The organism is Devosia sediminis (genome assembly GCF_016411825.1).
GTDB classification, from domain to species: Bacteria; Pseudomonadota; Alphaproteobacteria; order Rhizobiales; family Devosiaceae; genus Devosia; species Devosia sediminis.
This window is the reverse complement of record NZ_JAEKMH010000001.1, coordinates 94,063-120,413: the sequence shown is the minus strand read 5'-3', so window position 1 is coordinate 120,413 and position 26,351 is coordinate 94,063. Positions and strand designations below refer to the sequence as shown.

General features: G+C 65.1%; 25 protein-coding genes. 11 read left to right on the top strand and 14 right to left on the bottom strand.

Annotated features, from left to right (window positions below; genetic code table 11):
• Positions 1 to 2 precede the first annotated feature (2 nt).
• From JEQ47_RS00605 to epmA, 3 genes are all read right to left on the bottom strand, one after another.
• Positions 3 to 734, bottom strand: a complete 732-nt coding sequence (locus tag JEQ47_RS00605) for an aminoglycoside phosphotransferase family protein (RefSeq protein WP_198874452.1) — start codon at positions 732 to 734, stop codon at positions 3 to 5.
• Positions 731 to 1,759 carry a lysine-2,3-aminomutase-like protein gene (locus JEQ47_RS00600; protein WP_328768430.1) on the bottom strand — a complete coding sequence of 343 codons (1,029 nt, stop codon included), beginning with the start codon at positions 1,757 to 1,759 and terminating at the stop codon, positions 731 to 733. Before JEQ47_RS00600 ends, JEQ47_RS00605 begins: the two co-directional genes overlap by 4 nt.
• 173 nt (positions 1,760 to 1,932) lie before the next feature.
• Positions 1,933 to 2,982, bottom strand: a complete 1,050-nt coding sequence (gene epmA / locus JEQ47_RS00595) for an EF-P lysine aminoacylase EpmA (protein ID WP_198874450.1) — start codon at positions 2,980 to 2,982, stop codon at positions 1,933 to 1,935.
• Positions 2,983 to 3,113: 131 nt separating this feature from the next.
• Between epmA and efp the strand changes: the two genes are divergently transcribed.
• Positions 3,114 to 3,680, top strand: coding sequence for an elongation factor P (gene efp, locus JEQ47_RS00590; protein ID WP_198874449.1), 567 nt, complete (start codon positions 3,114 to 3,116; stop codon positions 3,678 to 3,680).
• Between the two features lie 64 nt (positions 3,681 to 3,744).
• On the opposite strand, the gene JEQ47_RS00585 is transcribed toward efp, so the two are convergent.
• From JEQ47_RS00585 to JEQ47_RS00565, 5 genes are all read right to left on the bottom strand, one after another.
• Complete coding sequence (locus JEQ47_RS00585; RefSeq protein WP_198874448.1) at positions 3,745 to 3,966, bottom strand: DUF2934 domain-containing protein; 222 nt, start codon at positions 3,964 to 3,966, stop codon at positions 3,745 to 3,747.
• 18 nt (positions 3,967 to 3,984) lie between these two features.
• Positions 3,985 to 4,476 carry a YciE/YciF ferroxidase family protein gene (locus JEQ47_RS00580; protein WP_198874447.1) on the bottom strand — a complete coding sequence of 164 codons (492 nt, stop codon included), beginning with the start codon at positions 4,474 to 4,476 and terminating at the stop codon, positions 3,985 to 3,987.
• 92 nt (positions 4,477 to 4,568) lie between these two features.
• Positions 4,569 to 5,540, bottom strand: a complete 972-nt coding sequence (locus JEQ47_RS00575) for an acetylxylan esterase (protein ID WP_198874446.1) — start codon at positions 5,538 to 5,540, stop codon at positions 4,569 to 4,571.
• Positions 5,541 to 5,630: 90 nt separating this feature from the next.
• A complete protein-coding gene (locus JEQ47_RS00570; RefSeq protein WP_198874445.1) occupies positions 5,631 to 6,047 on the bottom strand; it encodes a hypothetical protein in 417 nt (138 codons plus the stop codon).
• A 91-nt stretch (positions 6,048 to 6,138) separates the two neighbouring features.
• Positions 6,139 to 7,089 (bottom strand): nucleoside hydrolase, encoded by a 951-nt coding sequence (locus JEQ47_RS00565; protein ID WP_198874444.1) that lies wholly within the window; start codon positions 7,087 to 7,089, stop codon positions 6,139 to 6,141.
• A 167-nt stretch (positions 7,090 to 7,256) separates the two neighbouring features.
• On the opposite strand from JEQ47_RS00565, the gene JEQ47_RS00560 reads away from it, so the two are divergent.
• The 7 genes from JEQ47_RS00560 (at position 7,257) to JEQ47_RS00530 (ending at position 15,739) form a co-directional block, all read left to right on the top strand.
• Positions 7,257 to 9,536, top strand: a complete 2,280-nt coding sequence (locus tag JEQ47_RS00560; RefSeq protein WP_198874443.1) for an LLM class flavin-dependent oxidoreductase — start codon at positions 7,257 to 7,259, stop codon at positions 9,534 to 9,536.
• Between the two features lie 71 nt (positions 9,537 to 9,607).
• Positions 9,608 to 10,609, top strand: coding sequence for a glucose-6-phosphate dehydrogenase (coenzyme-F420) (fgd, locus tag JEQ47_RS00555; protein WP_210337925.1), 1,002 nt, complete (start codon positions 9,608 to 9,610; stop codon positions 10,607 to 10,609).
• A gap of 238 nt (positions 10,610 to 10,847) precedes the next feature.
• Positions 10,848 to 11,759: a coenzyme F420-0:L-glutamate ligase gene (gene cofE / locus JEQ47_RS00550; protein WP_198874442.1), complete on the top strand. Its 912-nt coding sequence runs from the start codon at positions 10,848 to 10,850 to the stop codon at positions 11,757 to 11,759.
• Between the two features lie 27 nt (positions 11,760 to 11,786).
• Positions 11,787 to 12,719 carry a putative F420-0 ABC transporter substrate-binding protein gene (locus tag JEQ47_RS00545; protein WP_198874441.1) on the top strand — a complete coding sequence of 311 codons (933 nt, stop codon included), beginning with the start codon at positions 11,787 to 11,789 and terminating at the stop codon, positions 12,717 to 12,719.
• A gap of 142 nt (positions 12,720 to 12,861) precedes the next feature.
• Positions 12,862 to 13,863, top strand: a complete 1,002-nt coding sequence (locus JEQ47_RS00540; RefSeq protein ID WP_198874440.1) for an iron chelate uptake ABC transporter family permease subunit — start codon at positions 12,862 to 12,864, stop codon at positions 13,861 to 13,863.
• Positions 13,860 to 14,663 carry an ABC transporter ATP-binding protein gene (locus JEQ47_RS00535; protein ID WP_198874439.1) on the top strand — a complete coding sequence of 268 codons (804 nt, stop codon included), beginning with the start codon at positions 13,860 to 13,862 and terminating at the stop codon, positions 14,661 to 14,663. Before JEQ47_RS00540 ends, JEQ47_RS00535 begins: the two co-directional genes overlap by 4 nt.
• 74 nt (positions 14,664 to 14,737) lie before the next feature.
• Positions 14,738 to 15,739: a TIGR03842 family LLM class F420-dependent oxidoreductase gene (locus tag JEQ47_RS00530; protein WP_198874438.1), complete on the top strand. Its 1,002-nt coding sequence runs from the start codon at positions 14,738 to 14,740 to the stop codon at positions 15,737 to 15,739.
• 125 nt (positions 15,740 to 15,864) lie between these two features.
• Here JEQ47_RS00530 and JEQ47_RS00525 read toward each other — a convergent pair whose 3' ends face one another.
• The 3 genes from JEQ47_RS00525 to JEQ47_RS00515 form a co-directional block, all read right to left on the bottom strand.
• A complete protein-coding gene (locus JEQ47_RS00525) occupies positions 15,865 to 17,370 on the bottom strand; it encodes a tripartite tricarboxylate transporter permease (protein ID WP_198874437.1) in 1,506 nt (501 codons plus the stop codon).
• Between the two features lies 1 nt (position 17,371).
• Positions 17,372 to 17,842 (bottom strand): tripartite tricarboxylate transporter TctB family protein, encoded by a 471-nt coding sequence (locus JEQ47_RS00520; protein ID WP_198874436.1) that lies wholly within the window; start codon positions 17,840 to 17,842, stop codon positions 17,372 to 17,374.
• A gap of 215 nt (positions 17,843 to 18,057) precedes the next feature.
• Entirely contained in the window at positions 18,058 to 19,038 is a 981-nt protein-coding gene (locus JEQ47_RS00515) for a tripartite tricarboxylate transporter substrate-binding protein (protein WP_198874435.1), read from the bottom strand.
• A 190-nt stretch (positions 19,039 to 19,228) separates the two neighbouring features.
• Between JEQ47_RS00515 and JEQ47_RS00510 the strand changes: the two genes are divergently transcribed.
• Genes JEQ47_RS00510 through JEQ47_RS00500 form a run of 3 tightly spaced genes read left to right on the top strand, consistent with a single transcriptional unit; the run spans position 19,229 to position 23,413 of the window.
• On the top strand, positions 19,229 to 21,202 hold the full coding sequence (locus JEQ47_RS00510; protein ID WP_198874434.1) for a sensor histidine kinase: 1,974 nt from the start codon (positions 19,229 to 19,231) through the stop codon (positions 21,200 to 21,202).
• Positions 21,199 to 22,566, top strand: coding sequence for a sigma-54-dependent transcriptional regulator (locus tag JEQ47_RS00505; RefSeq protein ID WP_236020610.1), 1,368 nt, complete (start codon positions 21,199 to 21,201; stop codon positions 22,564 to 22,566). Before JEQ47_RS00510 ends, JEQ47_RS00505 begins: the two co-directional genes overlap by 4 nt.
• A gap of 22 nt (positions 22,567 to 22,588) precedes the next feature.
• A complete protein-coding gene (locus JEQ47_RS00500; protein ID WP_198874433.1) occupies positions 22,589 to 23,413 on the top strand; it encodes an amidohydrolase family protein in 825 nt (274 codons plus the stop codon).
• Here the strand turns inward: JEQ47_RS00500 and JEQ47_RS00495 are convergent, their stop codons facing one another.
• The 3 genes from JEQ47_RS00495 to JEQ47_RS00485 are packed head-to-tail and all read right to left on the bottom strand — an operon-like array spanning position 23,414 to position 26,263.
• A complete protein-coding gene (locus tag JEQ47_RS00495; RefSeq protein ID WP_198874432.1) occupies positions 23,414 to 24,211 on the bottom strand; it encodes an ABC transporter ATP-binding protein in 798 nt (265 codons plus the stop codon).
• Positions 24,204 to 25,244 carry a FecCD family ABC transporter permease gene (locus tag JEQ47_RS00490; protein WP_198874431.1) on the bottom strand — a complete coding sequence of 347 codons (1,041 nt, stop codon included), beginning with the start codon at positions 25,242 to 25,244 and terminating at the stop codon, positions 24,204 to 24,206. The genes JEQ47_RS00495 and JEQ47_RS00490 overlap by 8 nt, the downstream gene beginning before the upstream one ends.
• On the bottom strand, positions 25,241 to 26,263 hold the full coding sequence (locus JEQ47_RS00485; RefSeq protein WP_236020609.1) for a FecCD family ABC transporter permease: 1,023 nt from the start codon (positions 26,261 to 26,263) through the stop codon (positions 25,241 to 25,243). The genes JEQ47_RS00490 and JEQ47_RS00485 overlap by 4 nt, the downstream gene beginning before the upstream one ends.
• Positions 26,264 to 26,351 lie beyond the last annotated feature (88 nt).

Below are 26,351 nucleotides of genomic sequence, written 5' to 3'. Positions count from 1 at the left end.
TCTCAGACGGACCGGCAAAGCACGAGGAGCATATCGAGCTCCTGGGCTATGTTTTCCGCCAGCCGCGCCGCGGCGACCACCGGCAGCCAGTCCAGCACTGTCTGCCGGGTCACGCTCCCCTGCTCCAGCACGCCATCGAGATAGACTTCGGCCAGGTCGGCAAAATATTGCCGCGCCATCAGGTAGGACCGGGCGATGTCGGCTTCAGGCGGGCCATTCGTGGCATCGAGCCAGTCGATGACCGCCAGGTGTTCGCCGTCGATAATGACATTGAGCGGATGAAAATCGCCGTGGCAAAGCCGATCACCTACCGCCAGTCCCCGCAATCGCGCGATGATGCGGACGCGTTCGTCCCGGGTCAGAAGAGCCGTGCCCTCGATGCGTTCGACGAGGCGCGGAAAGAGAGGCGGCAGCCCTGCCCCTGGACAGCCCAGCATGTCCCGATGCAGGGCAGCAAACCGACGGATCAACTCCGGGAGGTCGTCACCGGGCTCCGGGCTGCCGAGCGGCCGTCCGGCCATGCGGCTCATCCGGAGGCCCCAGCGGCCATCCACCTCGACGACGCCGAGCGACTCGGGCGCATGAATGGGCAGCGGGCGAAGCGTTTCGAGCACCATGGCCTCGTGCCGCGCCATGTCCGGGCCTACACCCGGCAGGTAGAGTTTGAGCACGGCCTCGCCATCGGCGAAGACCTCGGCCATCCGGCCCGCGCCGAGCAGCATACGCTCAGTCACGCGTCACCTGGCGGGTAGGCGTGTTCGCCGCCCTGCCAGTCGCGGACGGTAAAGCATCCATCGCGGCCGACAATTGAGGCGGCCCCGATGTCGGCCTTGCCATGGCCGCCAGGTATATCGAGCACATAGGTGGGCTGGCAGAGCCCGGATATGCGTCCGCGCAGGGCCGCGACAAGCGCCTGCCCGCTTTCGACGCTGACCCGGAAATGCCCGGTGCCCGGCGCCAGGTCCGGGTGGTGCAGGTAGTATGGCTTGATGCGATTTTCGACGAAACCGCGCATCAGCGCCGCCAAGGTATCGACATCGTCATTGACGCCCTTCAGCAAAACCGACTGGCTGATGAGTACAATGCCGCCCTCGGACAGACGCCGGAACGCAGCCCTCGCGGCCGGCGAAAATTCCCGCGGATGATTGGCGTGGACGGCGAGGTAGGTGGTCTTGCCGCTGGCCGTCAGGGCCGCCACCATGGCGTCGTCGATGCGTTCGGGTTCCACCACCGGCACCCGCGTGTGGAAGCGCACGATCTTCACATGATCGATCTCTGCCAGCCGCTCCATCAGGTCGCGCAACCGGCGCGGCGACAGCACCAGCGGGTCGCCGCCGGTGAGGATGACCTCCCAGATTTCCTCACGCTCGGCGATATAGGCGATGGCCGCGTCGAGCTCGGCACTGGTCAGCGTGCCCAATCCCTGCGGACCCACCATTTCGCGGCGGAAGCAGAAGCGGCAATAGACCGGGCAGACATGTACGGCCTTGAGCAGCACCCGGTCCGGATAGCGGTGCACGATACCCTCTATCGGCGAATGCGCCAGATCGCCGATCGGATCGGCGCGCTCTTCCGGTGTGGTGATGAGCTCGGCAAGGGTCGGCACGAACTGGCGGGCCATGGGGTCGGCCGGGTCGTTGGAATCGATGAGATCGAGCACGGCCGGCGTGATGCCGATGGCGTATTTTTCCGCGACGGCGCGCAATGTCGGATCGGGTTCGACCAGTCCGGCAGCGACGAGGGCATCAATGGATTTGATTGGCGTGCCGGACGCGGGGCCGCCCCCCTCCCCCTTGAGGGGAGGGGTTGGGGGTGGGGGTGTCGGGGTGGACAAGCGCTCCGAGTTTGTGAAGGCGTCGACACCCCCAGCCTCGGTCCCTCCCCTCACGGGGGAGGGAGGCGATGAAACCGCTTTCTTTGTGAGAGGAAGAGTCATTCCGCCACCGGTGCCCAAAGCACTGCTTCGATCCGTTGCGCCCCGGTCGCCAGCATGACGAGCCGGTCAAAACCCAGGGCAACGCCGCTGGCCTCAGGCATGTAATCCAGCGCTGCGAGGAAATCCTCGTCCACGGGATAGCGCTCGCCATAGAGACGGTGCTTTTCGTCCATCTCGGCCTCGAAGCGGACCCGCTGCTCGGCCGCGTCGGTCAGTTCGCCAAAGCCGTTGGCAAGTTCGACGCCGCAGGCATAGACCTCGAAGCGCTCGGACACCCGGGGATCGCCGGGAACGCGCCGCGCCAGGGCCGCCTCGCAGGCAGGATAGCGGTCGAGCACGGTGACGCGGCCATTGCCCAGTTCCGGCTCGACCTTCTCGACGAGGACATGGGTAAAGAGATAGCTCCAACGCCGGTCATCCGGCAACGCCATGCCGATGCGCTCCATCTGCGCCGCCAGCGCCGCATCGTCGGGCACGCCTTCCGCGTCCATGGTGACGAGCAAGTCGATGTCAGCAAAGCGCTGGAATGCCTCGGCGACGCTGAGCCGCTCCGCCTCGGCCCGTGGGTCGCAGATGCGCCCGCGGAATTCGAACCGTTTTATGCCGGTCACCTCGGCGGCCAGCGCGATAATGGCGAGCGTATCGGCGATGATCGCCTCATAGGGCTCACCCGCTCGATACCATTCGAGCATGGTGAATTCAGGGTGGTGCAGTGCCGACCGCTCACGGTTGCGCCACACATGCTGGAGGCTGGCGATCCGCTTTTCTCCGGCGGCCAGCAGCTTCTTCATGGTGAATTCGGGAGAGGTGTGCAGATACATGGCCTGCCCCGCCCCGTCATTGCCGATCATCTCGGCGGAAAAGGCATGCAGATGCGTTTCGTTGCCCGGCGAGCGCTGCAGGCCGGGGGGATCGACGACGAGAAAATCGCGCTCGCCCAGCCACTGGCGCACGGCCGCGTCGAAGCGCGCCCGCGCCAGCAGCAGCGTGCGGCGGTCGGCATGCCGCTCGGGGTGCCACCAGGGCGATGTGCTAGAAGCGCTCATTGTCGGGTTTCTTGCCGTCCGGTCTGGCGAAAGGGCGCGGAATATTGTATCGGGCGCACCACAGATACGAATACCGGCGCCCGGACGGCCCTGCCTCTAGACCGCGCCAGCGAAACGAACAAGGAAGAATTATGGTCAAGGTCATCGCCTCGTCCCTGCGCAAGGGCCATGTGGTCGAGCAGGACGGTAACCTGCACGTCGTGCTTACGGCCGAGAACGTGCATCCCGGCAAGGGCAATTCGGTGACCAACGTCACCATGCGCCGCATTTCCGATGGCGTGAAGGTCATCGGCCGCTGGCGCACCGTCGAAATGGTCGAAAAGGCCGATGTCGATGATCGCGAATACGACTATCTCTATTCGGACGGCGAAGGCCACCACTTCATGGAGCCCTCGACCTACGAACAGCTTGTGGTGTCCGACGACGTCATCGGCGACCAGAAGGCCTACCTCTCGGATGGCATGAAGGTGCACCTGATGACCCATGAGGGCATCGCCCTCTCCATGGAACTGCCCCAGCGCATGACCTTCGAGATCGTCGAGACCGAGCCGGTCGTGAAGGGCCAGACGGCCTCTTCGTCCTACAAGCCCGCCGTGCTCAACAATGGCCTGCGCGTCATGGTGCCCCCGCATATCGACGCCGGCACCCGCATCGTCATCCTGACCGACGACAATTCCTACGTCGAACGCGCCAAGTAAGCGCGTCTGCCAATCCCTCGCACTTTGCGGGTAATGACGAAAACGGGCCCCATGGGGCCCGTTTTCATTTCTCGTCCAGTTCGCGCTCGGCGTCGTGCCAGTTCTGGTCGGAGCGGCCCGCAGGCGTGCCTTCGGCCAGCCAGCGGTCATAAGCCACTTCGCGCAGCAGCGCCTCCTTGGCGCGCAGCCAATAGGCCATAGCCGTGCCCTCGGGGCGGCCATCCTGCTCCCACATGAAGTAGGCCGTCTGGCGCATACGTTCCGCCAGCGCCGTATTCTTCAACACCGCCGCACCCCGACCAGATCAGGCAGCGGCCTTGATATTGGCCGAGACCTTGGCGAGCTGGCTGAGCTTCTGGTCGGTGGCTTCTTCTTCCTTGAGCGTTTCGAGCAGCAGGTTCAGCGCATCGGTATGGCCGAGCTGCTTGGCCCAGGTCGCCAGCGTGCCGTAGCGGGCGATCTCATAGTGCTCGACGGCCTGCGCCGCGGATACGAGGCCTGCGTCGAGGGCCTGGGTGCCCTTGTATTCTTCCATGATTTCCTTGCCTTCCTCGAGAATGCCGAGAATGGCGTCGCAGGTCTTGCCGCGGGCCGGCTTGCCGAGGATTTCAAAGATCTGCTGCAGGCGCTCGACCTGCGCTTCGGTTTCGGCCAGGTGCTGCTCGAAGCCGGCCTTGAGGTCGGGTGAAGTGGCGGCCTTGGCCATCTTGGGCAGGGCCTTCAGGATCTGACGCTCGGCGTAGTAGATGTCCTTGAGCGTGTCGAGGAAGAGGTCGTCCAGTTGCTTTTCAGCCATTTGTCTCCAGCTCCTGTCATGGATTTTGACGATGGCCGGGCAACGGTGGAGGCAGAAAAGCGGTTCCGACTCCACCCATCAATTTTCCACCCTCACACGCCGAACTGCTGCGTGAGCCAATCCATCTGCTGCCGGTCCTGGAAAGCCTGTCCACCCTCGTGGTTGTTGTACTCGTAGTCCACGATGGTCTTGTCGCTGCCAGCGAAGGCCCGGAAGGCGCCGTAAACGGTCGACGGCGGACAGACATCGTCCATCAGCGCGACGGAGAACAAGGCTGCCGCCTTGCTCTGGCGGGCAAAGTTGACGCCATCAAAATAGCTCAGGGTTTCAAACACCTGGCTCTTCTTGTCCCGGTGCTGGGCCAGAAAACGTACGATTTCGAGATAGGGGTCGCGGCCCGCAGTGCGAGTGGCGCGCGGAAAATCGCAAAGGAAGGGCACGTCGGGCATCACCGCCTTGACCCGGGCATCGATGCCGGCAACGGCCAGAGCAATGCCTCCGCCCTGCGAGCCGCCACATACGGCCACGCGCCCGGCATCGACGAAATCTTCTCCAATCAGCGCGTCAATGGCGCGCACGCCGTCAGTGAACAGACGCCGGTAGTAATAGTCGTTCCGATCGAGGATGCCCTTGGTCATGACGCCGGGAATCTGGCTGGTCGAGCCCACCGGGTCGGGCGTGGCGCCGGTGCTCCACCCCGAACCCTGGCCGCGGGTGTCCATGCGGAAATAGGCAAAGCCCGAGGAAGCCCAATGCAGCAATTCGTGCGGAAAGCCGCGCCCGCCGCCATAACCGACATATTGTACCAGGAGCGGCAGCCGCCCCTCGCGCATCCGCGGCAGCACCAGCCAGCCCTTGATCGGATGTCCGCCGAAGCCGGGAAAGGTCACATCGAACGCTTCCACAGTCTTTAGCGTCGTTTCCACCGGCACGATGCTGGCCGCGCCGCCGACGGCGCGCGCCTCGCTCAGCGTCTCCTGCCAGAAGCGGGCAAAATCCGCAGGCATGGTGACGGCGCTTTCATAAGCGCCGAGAGCGGGATGAACGAGATCGGGAAAGGGCATCTATGGGTCCGTCGGCTGGAATGGAAGCGGCGGCATTGTTGCTCATGCCGGCCTCCATTTTCCATCCCGTCGGTGCGGTTACGCACGGCTCTATTGCGCGCGGAACAGGCTCCGGTGATAGGCCAGCATCGCCTTGTCCGGCCAGTGCGACGTCGCTTCGGGCAGGCGGATATGGCGGCCTCGCTGCGTCTCTGTAGTGATAGCCACGCCAACAAGCTCGGGATGCGGCGTATAGGCGCTGAAATCGTCGCTGATCAGCAAGAGCCCCTGGCTCAGCAGGCTCGCGACCGCAGGCTCGACCACAACGGCATTGCCGGCAACCATCTGCCCGCCATGACTGAGCGGCTGGAAGAGGAACAGCTCCACCCCCTGCTCACTCTTGCCGGTCACGGCGCAACTGGCCCCGTAGATACCAAGCATCAAATCCTGAAAGGCGATGGCGTCATCAAGCGCAAAACTGCGCTGGCCGGCTTCGCCAAAGCCGGGTTTGTCGTCATGGTTGATCATCAAGGCGTCCACTCCCGGAAAAGACACTACGTAGTTTCCGTGGGGACGCAATGATCTGGGTTAATCTCGGTCATCACATTTGACCGAGGCGCTAGCGCGCGACAGTGGCCCGGAAATGCTCCAGCACTTTTTCGGCAGCGACGCCGATGCAGATGGTCTGCGACGGCCTGCCGGCCCATGCGGGGTGACCGCCCTTGCGGGTTTCGGGCATCTGGATGGTCTGGCCGACGCCGATGCCGTCTCGCTGCACGAGGATCGGCCCGCGGCGGGTCTCGAACCATTCGGGATAAAGCGCGTAGGTCACGGCCAGCAGGTCATGTCCGACCACGCCCGAAAGGCCCATGATTTCCTTGTAGAAGCGGGCATAGTGGTCGCACATCTGACGCAGCAATTCGCCGTTCTCTCCGACTTCGCGCGACAGCGTCGCCAGGTAGTCTGTGTCGAGGATGATGTCGTGGGTGACGTCCAGCCCCACCACCACGACCGACCATTCGGCAGCGAAGATTTCGTCCGCTGCAACCGGGTCGCCATGGATATTGGCCTCGGCGGCCGGGGTCATGTTGCCGCTGCGCCCCTGGTAGCCGAAGGCGCCGCCCATGATGATGACCTGCTTTGCAAGCTTGGCCACCTCAGGCGCCGCACGCAGGGCCAAAGCCAGGTTGGTCATGCGCCCTACGGCGATAATGGTCACCTCGCCCGGATGGGCCTTGAGCGTGTCGATGATGAACTGGCTGGCTTCCCCCGCGAGGAGACCAGTTTCGTCCACGGCGGGAATATCGATTTCACCCAGACCGTTTAGCCCGTGAACGATCACTGGCTCGGCCTTGTCGACCCCATCGAGCGTCTTGCCCGCGCCACGCACCACCGGCGCAGTCATGCCGAACTGTTGGCGCAGGAACAGGGCGTTGCGGGTAGTCGTCTCGAGGTCGGCATTGCCAACCACTGTCGTGATGCCCAGCAGTTCGATTTCCGGCAGCTTGCTCAGGTAGAGCAGCGCCATGGCGTCGTCGATGCCCGGATCGGTGTCGAAGATGACTTTCATTCTGTTCGGTCTCGTCTCGTATCTGCGCGTGCATTACCGATCTTTGACCGTTTGGTCAAAGCCTCGCAGTTACGGCCATGTGCCTCAGCGCAGGCCGGGTGCCTGCTTGCGCCCGCATATGGCATCGCCCATATACCAGTTACTAATTGTAACCAGAGGCACGAAAAATGACCGACTATGGACACGAACTGCAATTCGGCGTCTTCGCCATGCCGTCGGCCCAGGACCCGGATCAGGTCGTGGCGCTGGCACAAGCCGCCGAAGCGGCGGGGCTGGATCTCGTGACCTATCAGGATCACCCCTATAATCCGGGCTTCCTCGACGTCTATGCGCTGATGAGTTTTGTGGCTGCGCGCACCGAGCGCATCCGGCTCGCCGCCAATGTCACCAACCTGCCGCTGCGCCCGCCTGCCGTGCTCGCCAAGATGGGCGCCAGCATCGATCTCCTGTCGGGCGGACGCTTCGAGATGGGCCTCGGCGCCGGCGGCTTCGGCGATGCCATAAAATCCATGGGAGGACCGGATCGCACCACCGGCGAGCGCGTCACGGCCCTCGGCGAAGCCATCGACATCATGCGCGGCATCTGGACCGGGTCGGGCCAGATGTTCAAGCACAAGGGCAAGCAATACGACATCCCCGGCGTCCGGGCCGGTCCGGCGCCGACACACGACATCGGCATCTGGCTGGGCGCCTACAAGCCGCGCATGCTGGCTTTGACCGGCGCCAAGGCCGATGGCTGGCTCCCTAGCTACGACTATATCAAGGAGCCCGGCATCACCGAGTCCAACCGGCTGATCGACGAGGCTGCTCGCGCCGCCGGTCGTGATCCGCGCGAAATCCGCCGCCTGCTCAATCTCGGTCGCGTCAGCCTTGCCGCCACCAACGGGGGCTTTCTCAACGGCCCGGCCAGCCAATGGGTGGAGGAACTGACCGCCCTGGCGCTGGAGCACGGATTTTCCACCTTCATCGTCGCCAGCGAGGACCCGGACCTCTTCAAGACGCTGGGACAGGAGATTGCTCCCGCCGTCCGCGCTGCCGTCGCCAAGGCCCGAGCCGCCAATCCGGCATTGCTGGCGCCGCTCGGTCGGCGCGCCGCTGCCAGGGCGCAGCGGGCGCCCGGCATCGACTATGACGCCGTGCCCGCGACGCTCGCCAAGGACGCCATCGAACCGGGCGACCGCCTCTACGGCTCGGTGCGCCACACCTATCTATGGTCGGGCAGCCCCGGCATCGTGCTGCGGCCCGGCTCAGCGGAAGAGGTTGCGGAGGCCGTGCTTTTTACACGCCGGCAGAATGTGCCGCTGGCCATCCGCAGCGGCGGCCACGGCATTTCCGGACGCTCCACCAATGACGGCGGCGTGGTCATCGATCTCAGGAAGCTCGACACCATCACCGTGCTGGACCGCGCCCGCCGGAGGGTGCGCATCGGGCCGGGTGCCCGCTGGGGTCAGGTGGCCGAGGCTCTGGCGCCGCACGGTCTCGCCATCAGCTCGGGCGATTATGGCGATGTCGGCGTGGGAGGCCTTGGCACCTCGGGCGGCCTCGGCTTTCTAGCGCGCAAGCATGGCCTCACCATCGACCACCTGGTGGCGGCTGAGATCGTCCTCGCCGATGGTCGCATCGTCCGCACGGACGCCGAGCATGAGCCGGACCTGTTCTGGGCCATCAGGGGCGCCGGAGCAAACTTTGGCGTGGTCACCGCCTTCGAGTTCGAAGCCGCCGAACTGGGCAATGTCATCCGCGCCATCCAGGTCTTCGACGCCAGCGATGCCGGCGCCCTGGTGCAGAACTGGGGGCGGCTGGTGGAAGCCGCGCCGCGCGAGATCACCAGCTTCCTTTATCTCTTTCCCGGCCAGCGCAATCCCATGGCCCAGGCGGTGTCCGTCTATGCCGGCGACGATGTCGATGCCGCAGCCGAGGCCCTGACGCCGCTCGGCAGCGCCGGTCCGCTGGTGCAGCAGCAGGCCCATATCGCGCCCTATCCGGCGCTGATCCCGTGGCAGGGCGGGCCCCAGGGCGGTGGTGGCTCATTGTCCGGCCGATCGGGCCTGGTCGACCACATCACGCCCGAAATTGGCGCCGCCGTGGCCGAGGTGCTGTCGTCCCGCGCCAGCTCGATGCTGCAGTTCCGCGCTGTCGGTGGCGCCGTCAACGACCTCTCCGCCGATGCCACGGCCTATGCTCATCGCACGCAGAATTTCTCGTTCAATGCAGCGGCCACCCCGGATACCGAAATGCGCCTCAACGCCATCTGGGCCCGCCTCCGACCGCATCTCAATGGCATGTATTTCAACTTCGAGACCCACCCGGATCCGGATCGGCTGCGCGAGGCCTTTCCTGCCGCCACGCTGGCGCGCCTGCGCAGCCTCAAGCGCCGCTATGACGAGCACAATGTGTTCAGCAGTAATTTCAATATTGTGCCAACAGACGATGCTAAGGTCGCCTGAAGCTGCGAAAACGACCTTGACGAAATCCGATTTTTGACCAAACGATCAAATATCGCAGGAGGGGATGGATCATGCGCTTCGGTTACAAGGCATCCGCCGAACAGTTCGGCCCCAACGAGCTGCTGCGCTTTGCCGTCGAGGCCGAGCAGGCCGGCTTCGACTCGGTCTTCGTCTCCGACCATTTTCAGCCCTGGAAGCATACCGGTGGCCACGCGCCCTTCGCGCCGGGCTGGATGTCTGCTGTCCTCGCGCGGACCGAAAAGGTCATCCTCGGCACCTCGGTGCTGACCCCCACCTTCCGCCTGCACCCCACCGTCGTTGCCCATGCCTTCGGCACCATGGGCGCCATGTTTCCCGGCCGCGTCATCCTTGGCGTCGGCACCGGCGAGGGCCTCAATGAGGTGCCGGCGACCGGCATGGAATGGCCAGAACTCAAGGAACGTTCTGCCCGCCTCCGCGAAGCGGTGAAACTCATCCGCCAGCTCTGGCGCGAGGACCGTGTGACCTTCGAAGGCGAATACTACAAAACAGTCAGCGCCACCATTTATGACAAGCCCGCGGAACCCGTGCCGATCTACATCGCCGCCGGTGGTCCCTTGAACGCCAAATATGCCGGCCGCGCCGGCGACGGTTTCATCTGCACGTCCGGCAAGGGCGCTTCGCTCTATGTCGACGAGCTGCTCCCCAATGTCGAAATCGGCCGCGCCGAAAGCGCACTCAAGGACAAGCCGTTCGAGCGCATGATCGAGGTGAAGGTCTCGTTCGATACCGACCCCGACCGGGCGCTCAACGACACCCGCAACTGGGCCGCGCTCTCGCTCTCCGCCGAGGAAAAGCACTCGGTCAAGGATCCCGAGGAAATGGAGCGCCTCGCCGATGCCCTGCCCATCGAGCGCGTCGCCAAGCGCTGGATTGTTTCCTCGGACCCGGACGAGCACGTCGCGCAGATCAAGACCTACATCGACTACGGCTTCGACCACTTGGTCTTCCACGCCCCGGGCACCGACCAGAGCCGCTTCCTCGGGCTTTATGCAAAAGAGATTTTGCCAAGGTTACGGAAGCTGGTGGGGTGAAGATGTCCGTCCTCGCTTCCAACATCTGCACGACTTCCCATCTTCCCTTGAGGGAGAAGGTGCCCAAAGGGCGGATGAGGGGTTGGAAGCTATGCGCGTCGCCGATGTGTTTTCACCCACCGGCCGTCACCCTCGGGCTTGACCCGAGGGCTCTGCACTTTGGAATAAACCAGCAAGTCCAGTCCCCTCGGGTCAAGCCCGAGGGTGACGCATCGTGGTTGGTCGAGGACACCGAACCATGACCCCCCGCTTTTCCGTCTGGGGCATTCCGGGCATTCCGGAAGTGGAGAAGGGTGACGATCTCGTCGCCCTGATCGCAACCGCAATCGAGGCGCAGACCGCCACCGATCCCGGTGCCGCGCTTCGTCCCGGCGACATCCTCGTCGTCACCTCCAAAATCGTCTCCAAGGCCGAAGGCATGCAGGTGCCCGCTGCCGAGCGCGAGCAGGCCATTGCCGCCGATACCGTGCGTGTTGTCGCCGAGCGCGTGCATCCGGGGGGGACTTTCCGCATCGTCGAGACACGACAGGGCCTGGTCATGGCCGCTGCCGGCATCGACATGTCCAATGTCCCCGAAGGCACGGCTCTGCGTCTGCCCGCCGATCCCGATGCCTCGGCACGCGCCCTTTGCTTTGGGCTACGGGAGCGTTTCGGCGTGGATATTGGCATCATCATCACCGACACGATCGGCCGTGCCTGGCGTATCGGCCAGACCGACATGGCCATCGGCGCCGCCGGCGTGCAATTGAGCGACGACCTGCGCGGCAGCAATGACGCCAACGGACGGCCGCTGCATGTGACGCAAGCCGTCGTCGCCGACGAAATCGCCGGCGCAGCCGACCTCGTCAAGGGCAAGACCTCGGGCATTCCCGTCGCCGTGGTGCGCGGTCTCGATCGCTTCGTGCTGGGCCTCGACGCCCCCGGTGCCCGCACCTTGAGCCGCACCGGCGACGACGACATGTTCCGCTTCGGCTCGGCCGAAGCCTACCGCCTCGGCTACGAAGCCGCCCTCGCGGAACTCAATTCTTCACCTCTTCCTGGGGGGAGAGGTCGGTCCGCAGGACCAGGTGAGGGGGCCTTCCACGGATCACCCGAACCAGAACAAGGCCCCCTCACCCCACCCTCTCCCCCCAGGGAGAGGGGGCGCTAGCCCTCAGCTCACCGCAGGAACCGCAGCATGCGTCAGCTCGTCCTCACGTCAATCGCCCTCACTGTTCTCGCCACTCCCACCCTCGCCGCCACGACCTACCCACTCACCCTCGAAAACTGCGGCCACACCGTCACCCTCGACGCCGCGCCGGAGCGGGTCGTCACCATCAAGTCGACAGCCACCGAACTCCTGCTCTCGCTCGGCCTTGCCGACCGCATTGTCGGCGTCGGTTTCCAGGATGGCCCCCTGCCCGATCATCTCGCGGCAGATCTTCCGGTCCTCTCCGACAAGCTGCCGAGCCCGGAAGTGGTGCTCGAGGCCGAGCCCGATTTCATCTATGGCGGGTGGGAAAGCAATTTTGCCGCTGACGGTGCCGGCGAGCGTCCGACTTTGGCCCAGCTCGGCGTCGCCACCTATGTCGCCCCGGCTGCCTGCCGCACGATCCAACCGGAAAAACTCGGCTTCGACCAGCTCTTCGCCGAGATCGCCGAAATGGGCACGATCTTCGATGTCGAGGACGCCGCCGCTACGGTGGTCGCCGAGCAGCAGGCGGTACTTGCCGCCATAGTGCCCGACACGCGCGGTCTCACCGCCGTCTGGTATTCCTCGGGCACCAAAACCCCCTATGTCGGCGCCGGCAGCAATGCTCCGGCCATGATCATGGAGGCGCTCGGCCTCTCCAACATCTTTGCCGATGTCGACGACGGCTGGACCTCGGCTTCATGGGAGGCGATCGTCGACGCCAATCCCGATGTCATCGTGCTGGTCGATGCCGCCTGGAATTCGGCCGAACAGAAGAAAAAGCTGCTGGCAGAGAACCCGATCACCAGAGAACTCGATGCGGTGAAGAAGCAGCGCTACCTCGTCATCCCCTTCCCCGCCGCCGAAGCCGGCGTGCGCAATGTCCCGGCGACGGCCGATATGGCGGAGCAGCTGGCGGGTCTGGATTTCGGCGAGTGAGCCTCAACGTCAGGTCACCCCACCCTCATTCCCGCCCCATCAAGGGGAGGGAGGCGAAGGCATCAGTCGCCAGTGTTCATCGTCTCCCTCCCCCTTGTGGGGAGGGATCAAGGGTGGGGGTAACGGCCCACCGGCGGCACCCATGACCCGCCTCACCCTCCCCGCCCTCTCCCTCCTCGTCTTCCTCAGCGCCGTCATCGCCGTCACCTTGGGGCCGGCCGACATCACCCCGGGCGAAGTCTGGTCGGTCATCCTGCATCATTTCGGCCTCCTGCCCGAAAGCCCGGTCTCGCGCCTGCGCGATGCCATCGTCTGGGAATTGCGGCTGCCGCGCGTGTTCACCGCCCTCGGCGTCGGCGCCGGCCTCGCGCTGTCGGGCACGGTGATGCAAGCGCTGACGCGTAATCCCCTGGCCGACCCCTACCTCCTCGGCCTTTCCTCCGGCGCCGCCCTCGGCGCGGTCAGCTTCGCCCTGATTGGCCTGACCCTCCTCATGCCCGTCGGCGCCTTTTTCGGCAGCCTCGGCGCGCTGGCGCTGGCGCTCCTCATCGCCCGCCTGCTCGGCGGCGCCACACCTAGCCGCGCCATCCTCGCCGGAATCTGCATTTCGGCGCTGGCCTCGGCGCTCACTTCGCTCATCATCTTCTGGTACGCCACCGGCGACAGTTATCGCGAAATCCTCTCCTGGCTGATGGGCTCGCTTTCCGGGTCCCTCTGGGCCGATGCCGGCCTCGCTGCTCTGGCGCTGATCCTCTGCAGTCCCATCATCCTCCTGGCCGGACGACCACTCGATGCCTTCGCTTTCGGCGACACCGCTGCCGCTGCCCTTGGCATCGATGTGCCCCGCCTGCGCTGGACGTTGCTCGGTGCCACGGCCCTGCTGACCGGCATCATGGTGGCCATTGGCGGCGCCATCGGCTTTGTCGGCCTTGTCGTGCCCCACGCGGTACGACTGGCGCTTGGCTCCCGGCACCGTATCCTCCTGCCCCACGCCATGCTGGTCGGCGCGCTGTTCATGCTCTGGACCGATACCGCAGCCCGCACCCTGTTCGAGCCGCGCGAACTGCCGGTGGGTATCATCACCGCCGTTATCGGCGCGCCGATCTTCCTCATCATCCTCCTCCGCTACCGGAGGGTGACATGAGCCTTGTGGTCTCAGCCATCTCGGTTAGGAAAGCGGCAAAGCCCATCCTCGCCGATGTCAGCTTTACGGCGCCGTCGGGCGCGGTCACGGGTCTCATTGGCCCCAATGGCGCCGGCAAATCCACCCTGCTCGCCGCACTGCTCGGCCTCGTCCCCGCCACGGGCGCCGCCTCGTTTCAAGGCCACGACCTGCCCGCCATGCCGCGGCGCGATCGGGCGCGCATGGTGGCTTTGGTCGAGCAATCCGCCTCGACCGAGGAGCGGCTCTCGGTTCGCGACGTGGTCGCCCTGGGGCGCATTCCGCACGAGAGCGCCTGGCAGTCCGCACCCTCGTCCGCGGACGCTGCCATCATCGACGCAGCGCTGGCCGATACCGGCATGACCGCCTACGCCACCCGCCGCTTCGACACCCTCTCCGGCGGCGAGCAGCAGCGCGTGCACCTGGCGCGCGCGTTGGCACAGCAGCCGCGCCTGCTGCTGCTCGACGAGCCGACGAGCCATCTCGACATTGCCGGCCAGCTCCAGCTGATGGCGCTGCTGCGCACCAAGGCCGCAGCGGGGGTGACCGTGCTCATTGCCCTGCATGACCTTAACCTCGCCGCCCGCTTCTGCGATCATCTGGTGCTGCTTTCGGGCGGGACACGCGCCGCCGAGGGCCCGCCTGGCGAAGTGCTGACCCCGGCTTTGCTCCAGGCGGTCTATGGCGTCACTGCGCGCCTGGTGCCCGATCCGCAGGCTGGTCGCCCGCTCATCGTCTACGATGAAGCCGTGCCGCGAACGTCCCCGCAAATACCCGATTGACAATCGCCTCCCGGCCACTCAAAAATTTGATCGACTGGTCAAAAATTGACCCACAGGGAGCATTGGGGACGGCAATGGAATTCGGCATCACCTTCAAGGGATTCATCGAGCATGAGCGGGCCCGCTATCTGGTGCGCGCCGCCGAATATGCCGGCTTCTCCTATTGCTGGTTCTACGACAGCCACATTCTCTGGCGCGACTGCTACGCCGCCATCGCCATGTGCATGGAACACACGACGGACATGCGCTTCGGCCCCCTGGTGACCAATCCTGACGTGCGCGACTGGTCGGTCGCCGCCTCGATTTTCGGCTCGTTGTCGAAACAGTCGGGCGGCCGCTTCGATCTGGCCGTCGGCCGTGGCGATAGCTCGATGCGCGTCATGGGCAAGAAGCCGGCCACCCTCGCCCGCGTCGCCGACTTCATCCACAAGACCAAGGCCATGGTGCGCGGCGAAGAGGTGTCCTATGGGGAAATCCCCGCGCCCGTGAAATTCCCCTGGGCCGTCGGCCACGACATGCCGAGCTGGATCGCCGCCTATGGCCCGCTGGCCCTGAAAACCGCCGGCGAACATGCCGATGGCGTTGTGCTGCAGATTGCCGATCCGGGCCTTTGCAAGTGGTTCACCGATCAGTGCATCGATGCCGGCAAGGCCGCCGGCAAGGACATGTCGGGCTTCCGCTCCATGGCCGCGGCGCCCGCCTATTTCGGCGACAAGAAGCGCGCCATCGAGAAGGTGAAGTGGTTCCCCGCCATGGTTGGCAACCACGTTGCCGACATCGTCGAAAAGTACGGCTCCGACAGCGACAAGGTCCCCGCCGCCCTCACCTCCTATATCGAAAAGCGCCGCGGCTACGACTATTCCAAGCACGGCCAGGCCGATAACCCCTTCCTCGAATTCATCTCGCCCGAAGTGGTGGAAAGCTTCTGTGTGCTGGGCGAAGCCGACGAACACATCGCCAAGATCCGCGACCTCGAGACCGCCGGCGTCACCCAGTTCAATATCTATCTCGACAGCGGCGACGAGGAAGAAATCATCGCCAAATACGGACGCGAGGTCATTCCGGCGTTTCGGTAAGGGGCTCACCCCCAATCCAGCCTCCCCCTTGAGAAGGGGGAGGAGCCGCTCCGGTTCGGACCGGACCATCCATGCACTGGATCTGTCCCTCCCCCTTCTTCAGGGGGAGGTTAGGTGGGGGTACCTCAATCCTCCTCCACAAACACCTCGTCGCGTTTCTTGCGGATGCTGGGCAGCACCGCGAGGATCACTGCGGCCAGCGCCAGGGCCAGCAGCGTTGCCGAGATCGGCCGCTCGATGAAGATCATCGGATCGCCGCGCGAGATGATCATGGCGCGCCGCAGATGCTCTTCGAGCAGCGGACCGAGCACGAAGCCCAGGAGCAGCGGCGCCGGCTCGCAGCCGAAGCGGATCAGCAGGTACCCCATGATGCCGAAGAAGGCGATCGCGTAGATATCGTAGATGTTCTGGTTGATCGAAAACGTGCCGATGCAGGCGAACAGCACGATGGCCGGGAACAGCATCCGATAGGGGATGGAGAGCATCTTCACCCACAGCCCCACCAGCGGCAGGTTGAGGATGACCAGCAAGAGGTTGCCGATCCACATCGAGGCGATGATGCCCCAGAACAGTGCCGGCTGCTCGTTGATCACATTGGGGCCGGGCGTGATGCCCTGGAGGATGAAGGCGCCGATCATCAGCGCCATCACCGGGTGGGCCGGAATGCCCAGGGTCATCAGCGGGATGAACGAGGTCTGCGCCGCAGCATTGTTCGCCGATTCCGGTCCGGCCACGCCTTCGATGGCCCCCTTGCCGAATTCTTCGGGATGCTTGGAGAGGCGCTTTTCGGCCGAGTAGGAGGCAAAGGACGAGAGGATATGCCCCCCGCCCGGCAATACGCCGAGGATCGAGCCGATGCCGGTGCCGCGCAGCACCGGCGCGATGATGCGGCGGAAATCCTCGCGCGTCAGCCAGAGGTTTTTCACCTCCTTGACGCCCACCTCGCGCTCGCGCTCGTTCTCGAGATTTCTGAGGATTTCGGCGATGCCGAAGATGCCGACAGCCACGGCCACGAAGTTGAGCCCGCCAAAAAGCTCCCTGAGCCCGAAGGTGAAGCGCGGCGTGCCGGTATAGATGTCCTGCCCCACCATGCCCAGCAGCAGCCCCAGCACGATCATGGCCAGCGCCTTCAAGATCGAACCATGCGCCAGGGCGATGGAGACCAGGAGGCCGAGCACGATCAGCGAAAAGTATTCGGGCGCACCGAAATTGAGCGCCGCCCGCGCCAGCGGCGGGGCAAAGGCGGCGAGGAGGAAGGTCGCCACCGTCCCGGCAAAGAACGAGCCGAGCGCCGCCGCCGCCAGCGCCGGGCCCGCACGGCCCTTGCGGGCCATTTGGTAGCCGTCGATGGCCGTGACCGCGGCCGAGCTTTCCCCCGGGAGATTGATCAGGATGGCCGTGGTCGAGCCGCCATACTGGGCGCCATAATAAATGCCGGCCAGCATGATCAGCGCCGTTTCCGCATTGAGCGAAAAGGTGATGGGCAGCAGCATGGCAATGGTCGCCGTCGGTCCGATGCCGGGCAGCACGCCGACCAGCGTACCCAGCAGCACGCCGAGGAAGCAGTAAAGGATATTGGATGGGTCGAGCGCGACGGAAAAACCGAGCGACAGCGAAGACAGCAGGTCCATTCTACGCTCCCGCGAAGTTGAGCCAGGGGCCGAACATCGGCACCAGCATTCCGAGGCCAAAGACGAAGATGGCGTAGCAGAGGACACAGAGGCCCACGGCGATCACCAGCGCCTGCAATATCGAATTGCGGGTCGACGACATGGCGGTGGCAAAGCCCGAAATCAGCACGACCGGGATGAAGCCGAGGCCGCGAATGGTTGCGGCAAAGAAGACGATCGTGCCGAGGACGAGCGCGATGCCGCGCCAGGGCCAGGGCGCCGGCGCCTCGTCGTCGGGCTTGCCGAAGCCCTTAGCCGCGACGGCTAGGCCCAGCGCCACCAGCACCGCGCCGAGCACCACAGGCATGAAGCCCGGCCCCATGCGGAAGGGCGTGCCGAACTCGTAGCGCGTCGACTCCAGCACGAAATAGGCGCCAAAGGCGATGAACATCGCCCCCGATGCCAGGTCATTTTTCGAAACATTCAGCGCCATGATTCCCCCTGTCCCGTACTGTCGCAGGTCCATTCACGCCCACCGTCGCGAAACCTCCCCCTTGACGGGGGAGGTTGGGAGGGGGTGCTCGCGCAAGGACTGCCTCCCCGTTTGCACCCCTCCCCAACCCTCCCCGTCGAGGGGAGGGTGCGCATCGCATGCGTGGAAGGCTTATTGTAAGGCGCCGCAGCCAAAGCCGCGGCGCCCGTGTCAGATTACTGCGCGGCGACGCCCGCAGCGGCGATGACTTCACTCCAGAGCGCAATCTGCCCTTCGAGCTTTTCGGTCAGCGCCGTCGGCGTGGCCTGGTCGGCGGCGACGGGATAGGTGCCCAGCTCGGCAAAGCTGTTGCCCACATTCTCGTCGGCCAGCGCCTTCTGCAGCGAGGCGGTCAGGCGCTCGATGATGGCCGGATCGGTGCCGGCGGGAGCGTAGAGACCGTGCCAGATGGCGAGGTTGAAGTTTTCGAGCCCACCCTCGCTGAGGGTCGGCAGATCGGGCAGCACGGCGATGCGTTCCGGAGTCGTCACGGCATAGGCCTTGATCTCGCCGGCCTGGATCTGGTTGGTCGTATTGGTGGTCTGGTCGCACATCATGTCGATCTGCCCGCCGAGCAGGTCGGTCATGGCCGGACCGGTACCCTGATAGGGCACTTCGGTCATCTTGGTCTCGAGCGCATCCATGATCAAGAGGCCACAGAGCTGGCTGGCCGCACCGATGCCGGCATTGGCATAGGTGATGTTTTCGCCGTTTTCCTTGATATAGGCGACGAGGTCTTCGAGCGTTGCTGGCTCGAAATCCTTGCGCGCCACCACAGTCATCGGCACTTCGGTGACGAGGCCGATCGTGGCAAAGTCGGTCAGCGGATCGAACGGCAGGCTGGCATAGAGCGACGGCGCGGTCGACATGCCGATATGGTGCAGCAGAAGCGTGTATCCGTCATTGGGAGCAGCGGCCACCTGGCCCGCACCCAGCGTGCCGCCGGCGCCACCCACATTCTGCACCACGACCTGCTGACCGAGATCCTCGCTCATGGCCGCAGCGACGAGGCGCGTCACCGTATCGGTCGGGCCGCCGGCCGCGAACGGCACGACGATGGTCACCGGCTGGGTGGGGTATTCCTGCGCCATCACGGCAGTGCCCAGTACCGTGCTGGCAGCAAGGCCAAGGGCCAGGGTCCTGAATACGGTCTTCATCTTTGTCGTCCTCCCAATTGCACGTCCCCGAATTCCTCCCCGGGGCTCGCAAGTCTCATTGCAAACCGCGTGCCAAGCCAAAAATGCAAGGCAGATATGCAATTGCCGGCGGGCATGTTAACTCATCTGGCAAGAACTTGCCGACACCCCCGGCGATACCAGGCAAATTCTTGCCAACTGTGGAGCTGCATTGGCGAAAAGGCCGACCAACTGGCGAGCGCTGTTTGCGCCGCGGCACCTTGTCGGTGCCGCAGTGGCGGCCGTGCTCGTTCTCGTCGTTTTCTGGGTGGCCTTCGAGCTGACGCTGAGCGCCGCCGTGCGCGAGGTTGAAACCCAGGCGCAGCGCCGGCTCGCTCTGTTCGATCGCACGCTCGAGGCGATCATCGAACGCTACCACTACCTGCCGGTGGCCATTTCCCAAGCGCCCGAAACCCGCGCCGCCCTCGAACAGCCCGCCAATGCCGCCGCGGTGGAAGCCGCCAATGGCTTCCTCAGCCAACTCAACGAAACCGCGGGCGCGAGCGAAATCTTCCTCATGGAGGATACCGGCAGCGTTGTCGCCGCCAGCAACTGGTGGACGCTGACGAGCCTTGTGGGCACCAACTATTCCTTCCGTCCCTATTTCGCGGATGCCATGGCGCGCGGCCGCGCCGAATATTACGCCTTCGGCATTTCAACCAGCGTGCCTGGCCTTTTTCTCTCGCAGCGCGTCGAGGGGCCGGACGGGCCGCTGGGCGTTGCCGTCACCAAGATCAACCTCGGGGAGATCGAAGCGGCATGGTGGCGCTCGGGCGAATTGATCGGCATTGTCGATCTCAACGAGGTCGTCATCCTCTCCACGCGACCCGACTGGCGCTACCGCCCGCTCCAGACCATTCCGCGCTCGCAATTCGCCGCCATCGCCAGCCAGCAGCGCTATGGCGAAAACGGCGTCGACAATTTCGGCATCATCACCGACCGCTGGTTTTCACGTGGCGCCGAATTTGCGCTCCTGGCCGGGGCCGACCCCGAAACCACTGGCTATTTCGTGCTGAACGAACTGCGCCTGCCCAAGCATGGCTGGCGCCTCGTATCCTTCTCCCCATTGGCCCCGCTCTATGGCGGCGCCTTGACCATGGCGACGGCGGCGGCCCTCGCCTGCGCGGCGCTCCTACTCATCATTGTCCTCTTCGAACAGCGCCGCCGCCTCGTCGCGCAGCGTCTTGCCGATCACGACCAGCTCGAATTGCGCGTGGCCGAGCGCACCGAGGACCTGCACGCCATGAACGAGCAGTTGCGCGCCGAAATCGCCGACCGCATCCGCGCCGAAAAGGCCGAAGCCGATGCGCAGCAGGGCCTGGTGCAGGCTGCCAAGCTCGCGACCCTGGGCCAGACCCTGGCCGGCGTGGCCCACGAGGTCAGCCAGCCCGTCGCCGCGCTTGCCACCCACATGGCCAGCGCCCGCCTCATCGAGCAGCGCCGCGGCGGCACCGAAATGGGCCCGATCCTCTCGGCCATGGATAAGGTGGTCGAGCGGCTGGCGGCGCTGACGGGACATTTGAAGACTTTCTCGCGCAAGCAGACCCGCGTCGCCATGGAAGCAGATGTCGGCACGGTGATATCGAACGCCCTCGATCTCACCGACCACCGCCTCAGACAGGTAGGCGTCGATGTCGAATACCGCCGTCCGCACCCGCCAATCCAGGTCGCCGCCAATCCGGTCCATTGCGAACAGGTGCTGATCAACCTCATCGCCAATGCTGCCGACGCCATGCAGGACACGCCGATGCGCGTCCTCTCCATCGGCGTTACGAGCGAGGGCGGAACTGTATCAATCAGCATCGCCGATACCGGCACCGGCATTGCCGAAACCGATATGGCAACCCTGTTCGACCCCTTCTTCACCACCAAGCCTTCGGGCAAGGGCCTTGGCCTCGGCCTCGCTATTTCCTATGGGCTGGTCCGCGACAGCGACGGCACCATCACCGTGCGCTCACGAGAGGGCCAGGGCAGCACGTTCGTGGTGAGCCTGCCACTCGTGGGGACCGCAGGCGCCGCGGCTCCTTCGCTTCCCTCCCCCTTGAGGAGAGGGACTGAGGGTGGGGGGCCGTCAGTGTCCCACAAGACCACCCCCACCCCTGCCCTCCCCTCAAGGGGGAGGGGGCGCAAGGCCTCGAACTCATGAGTGAACTGCAAGTGGCTGAAATGACCCCCACCATCCTCATCGTCGACGACGAAGACATGGTCCGCACCGCGCTTGAGCAGTGGCTGCGCCTCTCCGGCTTCGAGACCGCTACCGCTGCCGATGCGCGCGAAGCTCTGGCGGCCATCGACGAGATCCGCCCGCATGTCGTCCTCACCGATGTCCGCATGCCGGGTCTATCGGGGCTCGACCTTCTCCGGTCCATTGCCGAGCGCGGCTTGCCCACCGAGGTCATCCTCATCACCGGCCATGGCGACGTGCCCATGGCCGTGGAAGCCATGCGCGCCGGCGCATTCGATTTCCTGCAGAAGCCCTATGTGCCCGACCAGCTCGTCCATTCCATTTCCCGCGCCGCCGAACAGGCCCGTCTGAAGCGCGAACTGGCCGATCTCAGGCGCAAGCTCGACGGCGGCGAGAGCGAGCTCTCCACCCGCCTTGTCGGCGCTTCGCGCGTCATGGAAGATTTGCGGCGCTCCGTGCTGGAGCTGGCGACCATCCCGGCCGATATCATCCTCTTTGGCGAAACCGGCACCGGCAAGGAGGTGGTGGCACGCTGCCTCCACGACTTCTCCCCGCGCGCCAAAGGCCCCTTCGTAGCGGTCAACTGCGCCGCCATTCCCGCCGAACTGATCGAAAGCGAACTCTTCGGCCACGAGGCCGGCTCATTCACCGGCGCCTCCGGCCAGCGGGTCGGCAAGTTCGAATTTGCCAATGGCGGCACCCTCCTGCTCGACGAGATCGAATCCATGCCGCTGCTCGCCCAGGCCAAGGTACTGCGCGTCATCCAGGAGCGCGTGGTCGAGCGCCTGGGCTCCAACCGGCAGGTACCGCTCGACATTCGCATCATCGCCGCTTCCAAGGTCGATCTTGCCGCCGAAAGCCAGGCCGGCCGCTTCCGCGCCGATCTCTACTATCGCCTCAACACGGCAACGCTCGACCTGCCGCCGTTGCGCGAGCGCGGCGACGACTGTGTCATCCTCTTCCACCATTTCCTCGGCGACGCGGCGCGCCGCTTCGGCCGCCCTGCCCCGGCTCTCCATCCGGCCGATATCAGCGCCCTGGTTTCCCATGGCTGGCCGGGCAATGTACGGGAGTTGAAGGCCGCGGCTGACCGCTTTGCCCTCGGCCTCGGCGCCACCGGAAGGTCGATTGGCGACATCATCGGCCAGCGCCAGCCTGCCGCCTCGGGCGTCAGCCTTGCCGAGCGCCTCGCCGCCTATGAAAGGCATCTGATAGAAGCCGAGCTCGACCGCCACGATGATTCTATCGCTGCTGCGGCCGAAGCCCTGCAGGTGCCGCGTCGCACCCTCAGCGAGAAGATGTCCCGTCTCGGCGTACGGCGCTGACCACGTTTCCAAGGACCAACAGATGATCCCCGTTGTCGATACCCACCTGCACCTGATCTACCCGGATCGCTTTTCCTATCCCTGGATCTCGGCCGCTCATCCCCTCAGTGGCCACTGGACCATCGAGAGCTATCTGCGGGAAGCGCGTCCCTTGGGCATTGAGGCGTCGCTCCACATGGAAGTCGACGTGGCCGAGGGCGATATCGAGGACGAGACGCGCTATGTGCTCCATCTCGATGGAGTCGCCGGCGCCATCGCCGCCTGCCGCCCGGAACATGCTGATTTCCCCGCTCAGCTCGAACGGCTTGCCGCAATGCCCGGCGTTCGCGGACTTCGCCGCATTCTCCACGAGGCTCCCGACGCGCTGAGCCAGACGGCACTCTTTGCCGAGAACCTCCGCCGCCTGCCGGGATACCACCTCAACTTCGACCTCTGCGTCCGCCACGACCAGTTGCCCATCGGCGAGGCGCTGGTGCGGCGCTGTCCCGACGTCACCTTCATCCTCGACCATTGCGGCGCCCAGGATATTGACATCGATAATCCCGGTCCCTGGCGCGACAATATCCGCTCGCTCTCGAAGCTGCCCAACCTCAACGCCAAAGTTTCGGGCATCATGGCCTATGCCGGCCCGACCTGGACGGTGGAAAAGCTGCGCCCCTTTGTCGAGCACATCGTCGACTGCTTCGGCTGGGACCGCGTCGTCTGGGGTTCGGACCATCCCGTCGTCACCCTCGGCGGCACCCTGACAGACTGGGTGGGGGCGACACGCGAGATCGTCTCGGGTGCGAGTGAAGATGAGCAGGCAAAACTGCTCAACGGCAATGCCAGACGGATTTACCGGCTGTAGCTAAGCCCTGCGATGGGGAATGCAGATCGGCCGCTGGTGTACCGGATCGGTGATGATCTCGGCATTGACGGAAAACACCTCGGCGATGAGGTCAGCCCGCATCATCGCCTCGGGCGCGCCACGCTCGCGCACCTTGCCGCCGGCGACGAAGACCAGTTGGTCGGCATAGCGCGCCGCAAGGTTGAGGTCGTGCAGCACGAGGACAATGGTGCGGCCCTGCTCCTTGTTGAGCTTGGTCACCAGTTCGAGGCAATCGAGCTGGTGGGCCATGTCGAGGTGGTTGACCGGCTCATCGAGGCAGATCGTGTCGGTTTCCTGCGCCAGCACCATGGCGATCCAGGCCCGCTGCAACTGCCCACCCGAGAGCGAGCCGATGCGGCGGTGCTTCATGGTGTCCACACCGGTGCCCGCCATGGCCGCCGCTACGGCGGCATCGTCGCCGGGGCTCCAGGGCTGCAGCATGGCCTGGTGCGGATAGCGGCCAAGGCGCACCAGCTCTTCCACCGTCATGTCCTGCGGCGCGCTCGGGCTTTGCGCCAGAAGGCCGATCTTGCGGCCCAAGGCCTTGCCGTTGAGCTTTGAAATGTCCTCGGCATCGAGCAGCACCTGCCCCGATTGCGGCGCATGCAACCGCCGGATGGCCCGCAGCAGCGTTGACTTGCCGCAGCCATTGGGCCCGGCCAGCACGGTAATCTGGCCTTTGGGAATGGGCAGGCTGAGGGCGTCGAGGACGACGTCATTGCCATAGGAAAGGGTGAGAGCCTTGACCTCGATGCGGCTTGCAAGCTGGTCATCCATTGGTCTTGTCCTTGCGCACGAGGAGATAAAGGAAATAGGGGGCGCCGATCACGGCGGTCACCGTGCCCGCAGGCACTTCGAGCGGCGCAAGGGCCACGCGGATGAGGAGGTCCGCGCCCACGAGGATGATGGCGCCGAGGAGGATCGAGACGACGATCCCCGCCGCCCGCGCCCGCCCGACAAGCAGCCGCGCCAGATGCGGCGCCATGAGGCCGATAAAGCTGACCCCGCCTGCAAAAGCCACCGCACCCGCCGTCAGCAGCGCCGCAAGGAAAAAGATGAAGATCCGATAGACCGGCAGGTTGAGCCCGATGCTGCGCGACGAGATATCGTCGAGATCGGCCGGTGGCAGGTGCCGCGCCGCAAAGCCGGCAATGATCCCGACGGGGATCAGCACGGCCAGCATCAACTGGATCTCCGTCCAGTTGATCGTATTGACCGCGCCGGCCAGCCAGCGCGCCGCCTGCGACGCCTGGTAGATCGGCCCGATCAGCATGAAGATCGTGGTCAGTGCCTTGCACACGGCGGCGACGGCAATGCCGAACAGCAAGAGGCGAATGGCCGAGGATGCCTGCCGCCCCGAGAGGATGAAAACGAGGCTGATCGCCGCAACGGCGCCGATGGCGGCGGCCAGCGGCTGCCAGGCGATCGACACAGTCAGCGAGTTGGAGGCGCCCGAAAAGATCGCCAGGAACAATACGACACCCAGCGCCGCGCCATCGACCACGCCCAGCACGCCCGGCGAGGCCAGCTCATTGCGAGTGATGCGCTGCAGGAGGTAGCCGGCATAGGCGATGGCGCCTCCGGCCAAAGCCGCAGCCAGGACGCGCGGCAGGCGCAGTTGCAGCACCACGAGCTTTTCCGTCTTCTCGCCGCCGCCCAAGAGCACATTGGCCACGGTCTCGAGCGGGATCCAGGTCGAACCAAAACCAATGCCGGCGAGGAACAGCAGCACGAACACCGCCGCCACCGCCAGCACTGTTGCCGATGGCCGCGCGATGCTCCGGCGCGGGGAAAGAGCGATGTCGGTCATGCGAGCCTCCGCATCAACAGCACCAGCAGCGCCACCGCGCCGACCACGGCGGTGATGGCGCCGACAGGGGCCTCCACCGGATAGATAACGAAGCGCGCCGCGACATCGGCCAGCGTGGCATAGATCGCCCCGCTCAGTGCCGCCGCCGCCAGTTGGTGCCGATGCCGCAGTCCCACCAGCCGCCGCGCAATATGCGGCACGACAAGGCCCACAAAAGCCACCGGTCCGGCCATGGAAACGGCGGCGCCGGTCAACAGCGACACGGCGAGAAAGGCCAGGCCGCGCACCGCCACCAGTGGCACGCCGAGGCTGGCGGCGGTCGAGTCATCGGCCTGCATGGCGTCGAGCGCGACGCTGAGCACGAAGGCCAGGGCCGCACCCACCAGCACCACGGGCAGGCCGTTATAGAAGAGACTGATCGGACGGTCGACGAAGGCGCCCGAAAGCCAGAACAACAATTGCTGGAGCTGCGCCTCGTTGCTGGTGAGGATGATTTCCACCACCGCATGGGCGAGGCTGGCAAAGGTGACGCCGACCAGCACGATCTTGAGCGGCGAGAGACCACCCGCCCCCGCGGCCACGCCGAACACCACGACACTGGTCAGAAGCGCCCCGGTGGCTGCCGCGAGCGACAGGCCGACCAGCGACTGCACGCCGAAGACGACGGTTGCCAGCACCACGGCCAGTGACGCGCCGGCATTGAGTCCCAGCGTGTCGGGGGAGGCGATGCGATTGCGCGACAGCGTCTGCACCAGCACCCCCGCCATGCCCAAAGCCGCCCCGGCCAGCGGCGCGATCAGAGCGCGCGGCAGCCGCAGACCGGCAATAACAGTGGCGGTTTCCGAGCCGTCATTGGCCGTGAGCGCGGCCCAGACTTCGCCCAGCGAATAAACCTTGTAGCCAAGCGTCAGGCTCATCAGCATGGTGATGCCCATTGCCACGACCAGGCCCGCATAGATCCAGCCCTTAGCGAGGCTTACGCGGGCTCCGCGATCATATGTTGCGGCTATCGCAGTCAAGGCGCCCCCAAATTCCTGATATTGACAGTCAAGTTAATTTCTGATGTGAAGCCATCCGATTTAAGAGCTTGCTTGTCAAGTTTTTCGG

Bases quoted from the DNA above. Each gene is read 5' to 3' on its own strand.
- epmA (WP_198874450.1), bottom strand. From the start codon at position 2,982: ATGAGCGCTTCTAGCACATCGCCCTGGTGGCACCCCGAGCGGCATGCC.
- efp (WP_198874449.1), top strand. From the start codon at position 3,114: ATGGTCAAGGTCATCGCCTCGTCCCTGCGCAAGGGCCATGTGGTCGAG.
- JEQ47_RS00580 (WP_198874447.1), bottom strand. From the start codon at position 4,476: ATGGCTGAAAAGCAACTGGACGACCTCTTCCTCGACACGCTCAAGGAC.
- JEQ47_RS00575 (WP_198874446.1), bottom strand. From the start codon at position 5,540: ATGCCCTTTCCCGATCTCGTTCATCCCGCTCTCGGCGCTTATGAAAGC.
- JEQ47_RS00570 (WP_198874445.1), bottom strand. From the start codon at position 6,047: ATGATCAACCATGACGACAAACCCGGCTTTGGCGAAGCCGGCCAGCGC.
- JEQ47_RS00565 (WP_198874444.1), bottom strand. From the start codon at position 7,089: ATGAAAGTCATCTTCGACACCGATCCGGGCATCGACGACGCCATGGCG.
- JEQ47_RS00560 (WP_198874443.1), top strand. From the start codon at position 7,257: ATGACCGACTATGGACACGAACTGCAATTCGGCGTCTTCGCCATGCCG.
- fgd (WP_210337925.1), top strand. From the start codon at position 9,608: ATGCGCTTCGGTTACAAGGCATCCGCCGAACAGTTCGGCCCCAACGAG.
- cofE (WP_198874442.1), top strand. From the start codon at position 10,848: ATGACCCCCCGCTTTTCCGTCTGGGGCATTCCGGGCATTCCGGAAGTG.
- JEQ47_RS00545 (WP_198874441.1), top strand. From the start codon at position 11,787: ATGCGTCAGCTCGTCCTCACGTCAATCGCCCTCACTGTTCTCGCCACT.
- JEQ47_RS00540 (WP_198874440.1), top strand. From the start codon at position 12,862: ATGACCCGCCTCACCCTCCCCGCCCTCTCCCTCCTCGTCTTCCTCAGC.
- JEQ47_RS00535 (WP_198874439.1), top strand. From the start codon at position 13,860: ATGAGCCTTGTGGTCTCAGCCATCTCGGTTAGGAAAGCGGCAAAGCCC.
- JEQ47_RS00530 (WP_198874438.1), top strand. From the start codon at position 14,738: ATGGAATTCGGCATCACCTTCAAGGGATTCATCGAGCATGAGCGGGCC.
- JEQ47_RS00525 (WP_198874437.1), bottom strand. From the start codon at position 17,370: ATGGACCTGCTGTCTTCGCTGTCGCTCGGTTTTTCCGTCGCGCTCGAC.
- JEQ47_RS00520 (WP_198874436.1), bottom strand. From the start codon at position 17,842: ATGGCGCTGAATGTTTCGAAAAATGACCTGGCATCGGGGGCGATGTTC.
- JEQ47_RS00515 (WP_198874435.1), bottom strand. From the start codon at position 19,038: ATGAAGACCGTATTCAGGACCCTGGCCCTTGGCCTTGCTGCCAGCACG.
- JEQ47_RS00505 (WP_236020610.1), top strand. From the start codon at position 21,199: ATGAGTGAACTGCAAGTGGCTGAAATGACCCCCACCATCCTCATCGTC.
- JEQ47_RS00500 (WP_198874433.1), top strand. From the start codon at position 22,589: ATGATCCCCGTTGTCGATACCCACCTGCACCTGATCTACCCGGATCGC.
- JEQ47_RS00495 (WP_198874432.1), bottom strand. From the start codon at position 24,211: ATGGATGACCAGCTTGCAAGCCGCATCGAGGTCAAGGCTCTCACCCTT.
- JEQ47_RS00490 (WP_198874431.1), bottom strand. From the start codon at position 25,244: ATGACCGACATCGCTCTTTCCCCGCGCCGGAGCATCGCGCGGCCATCG.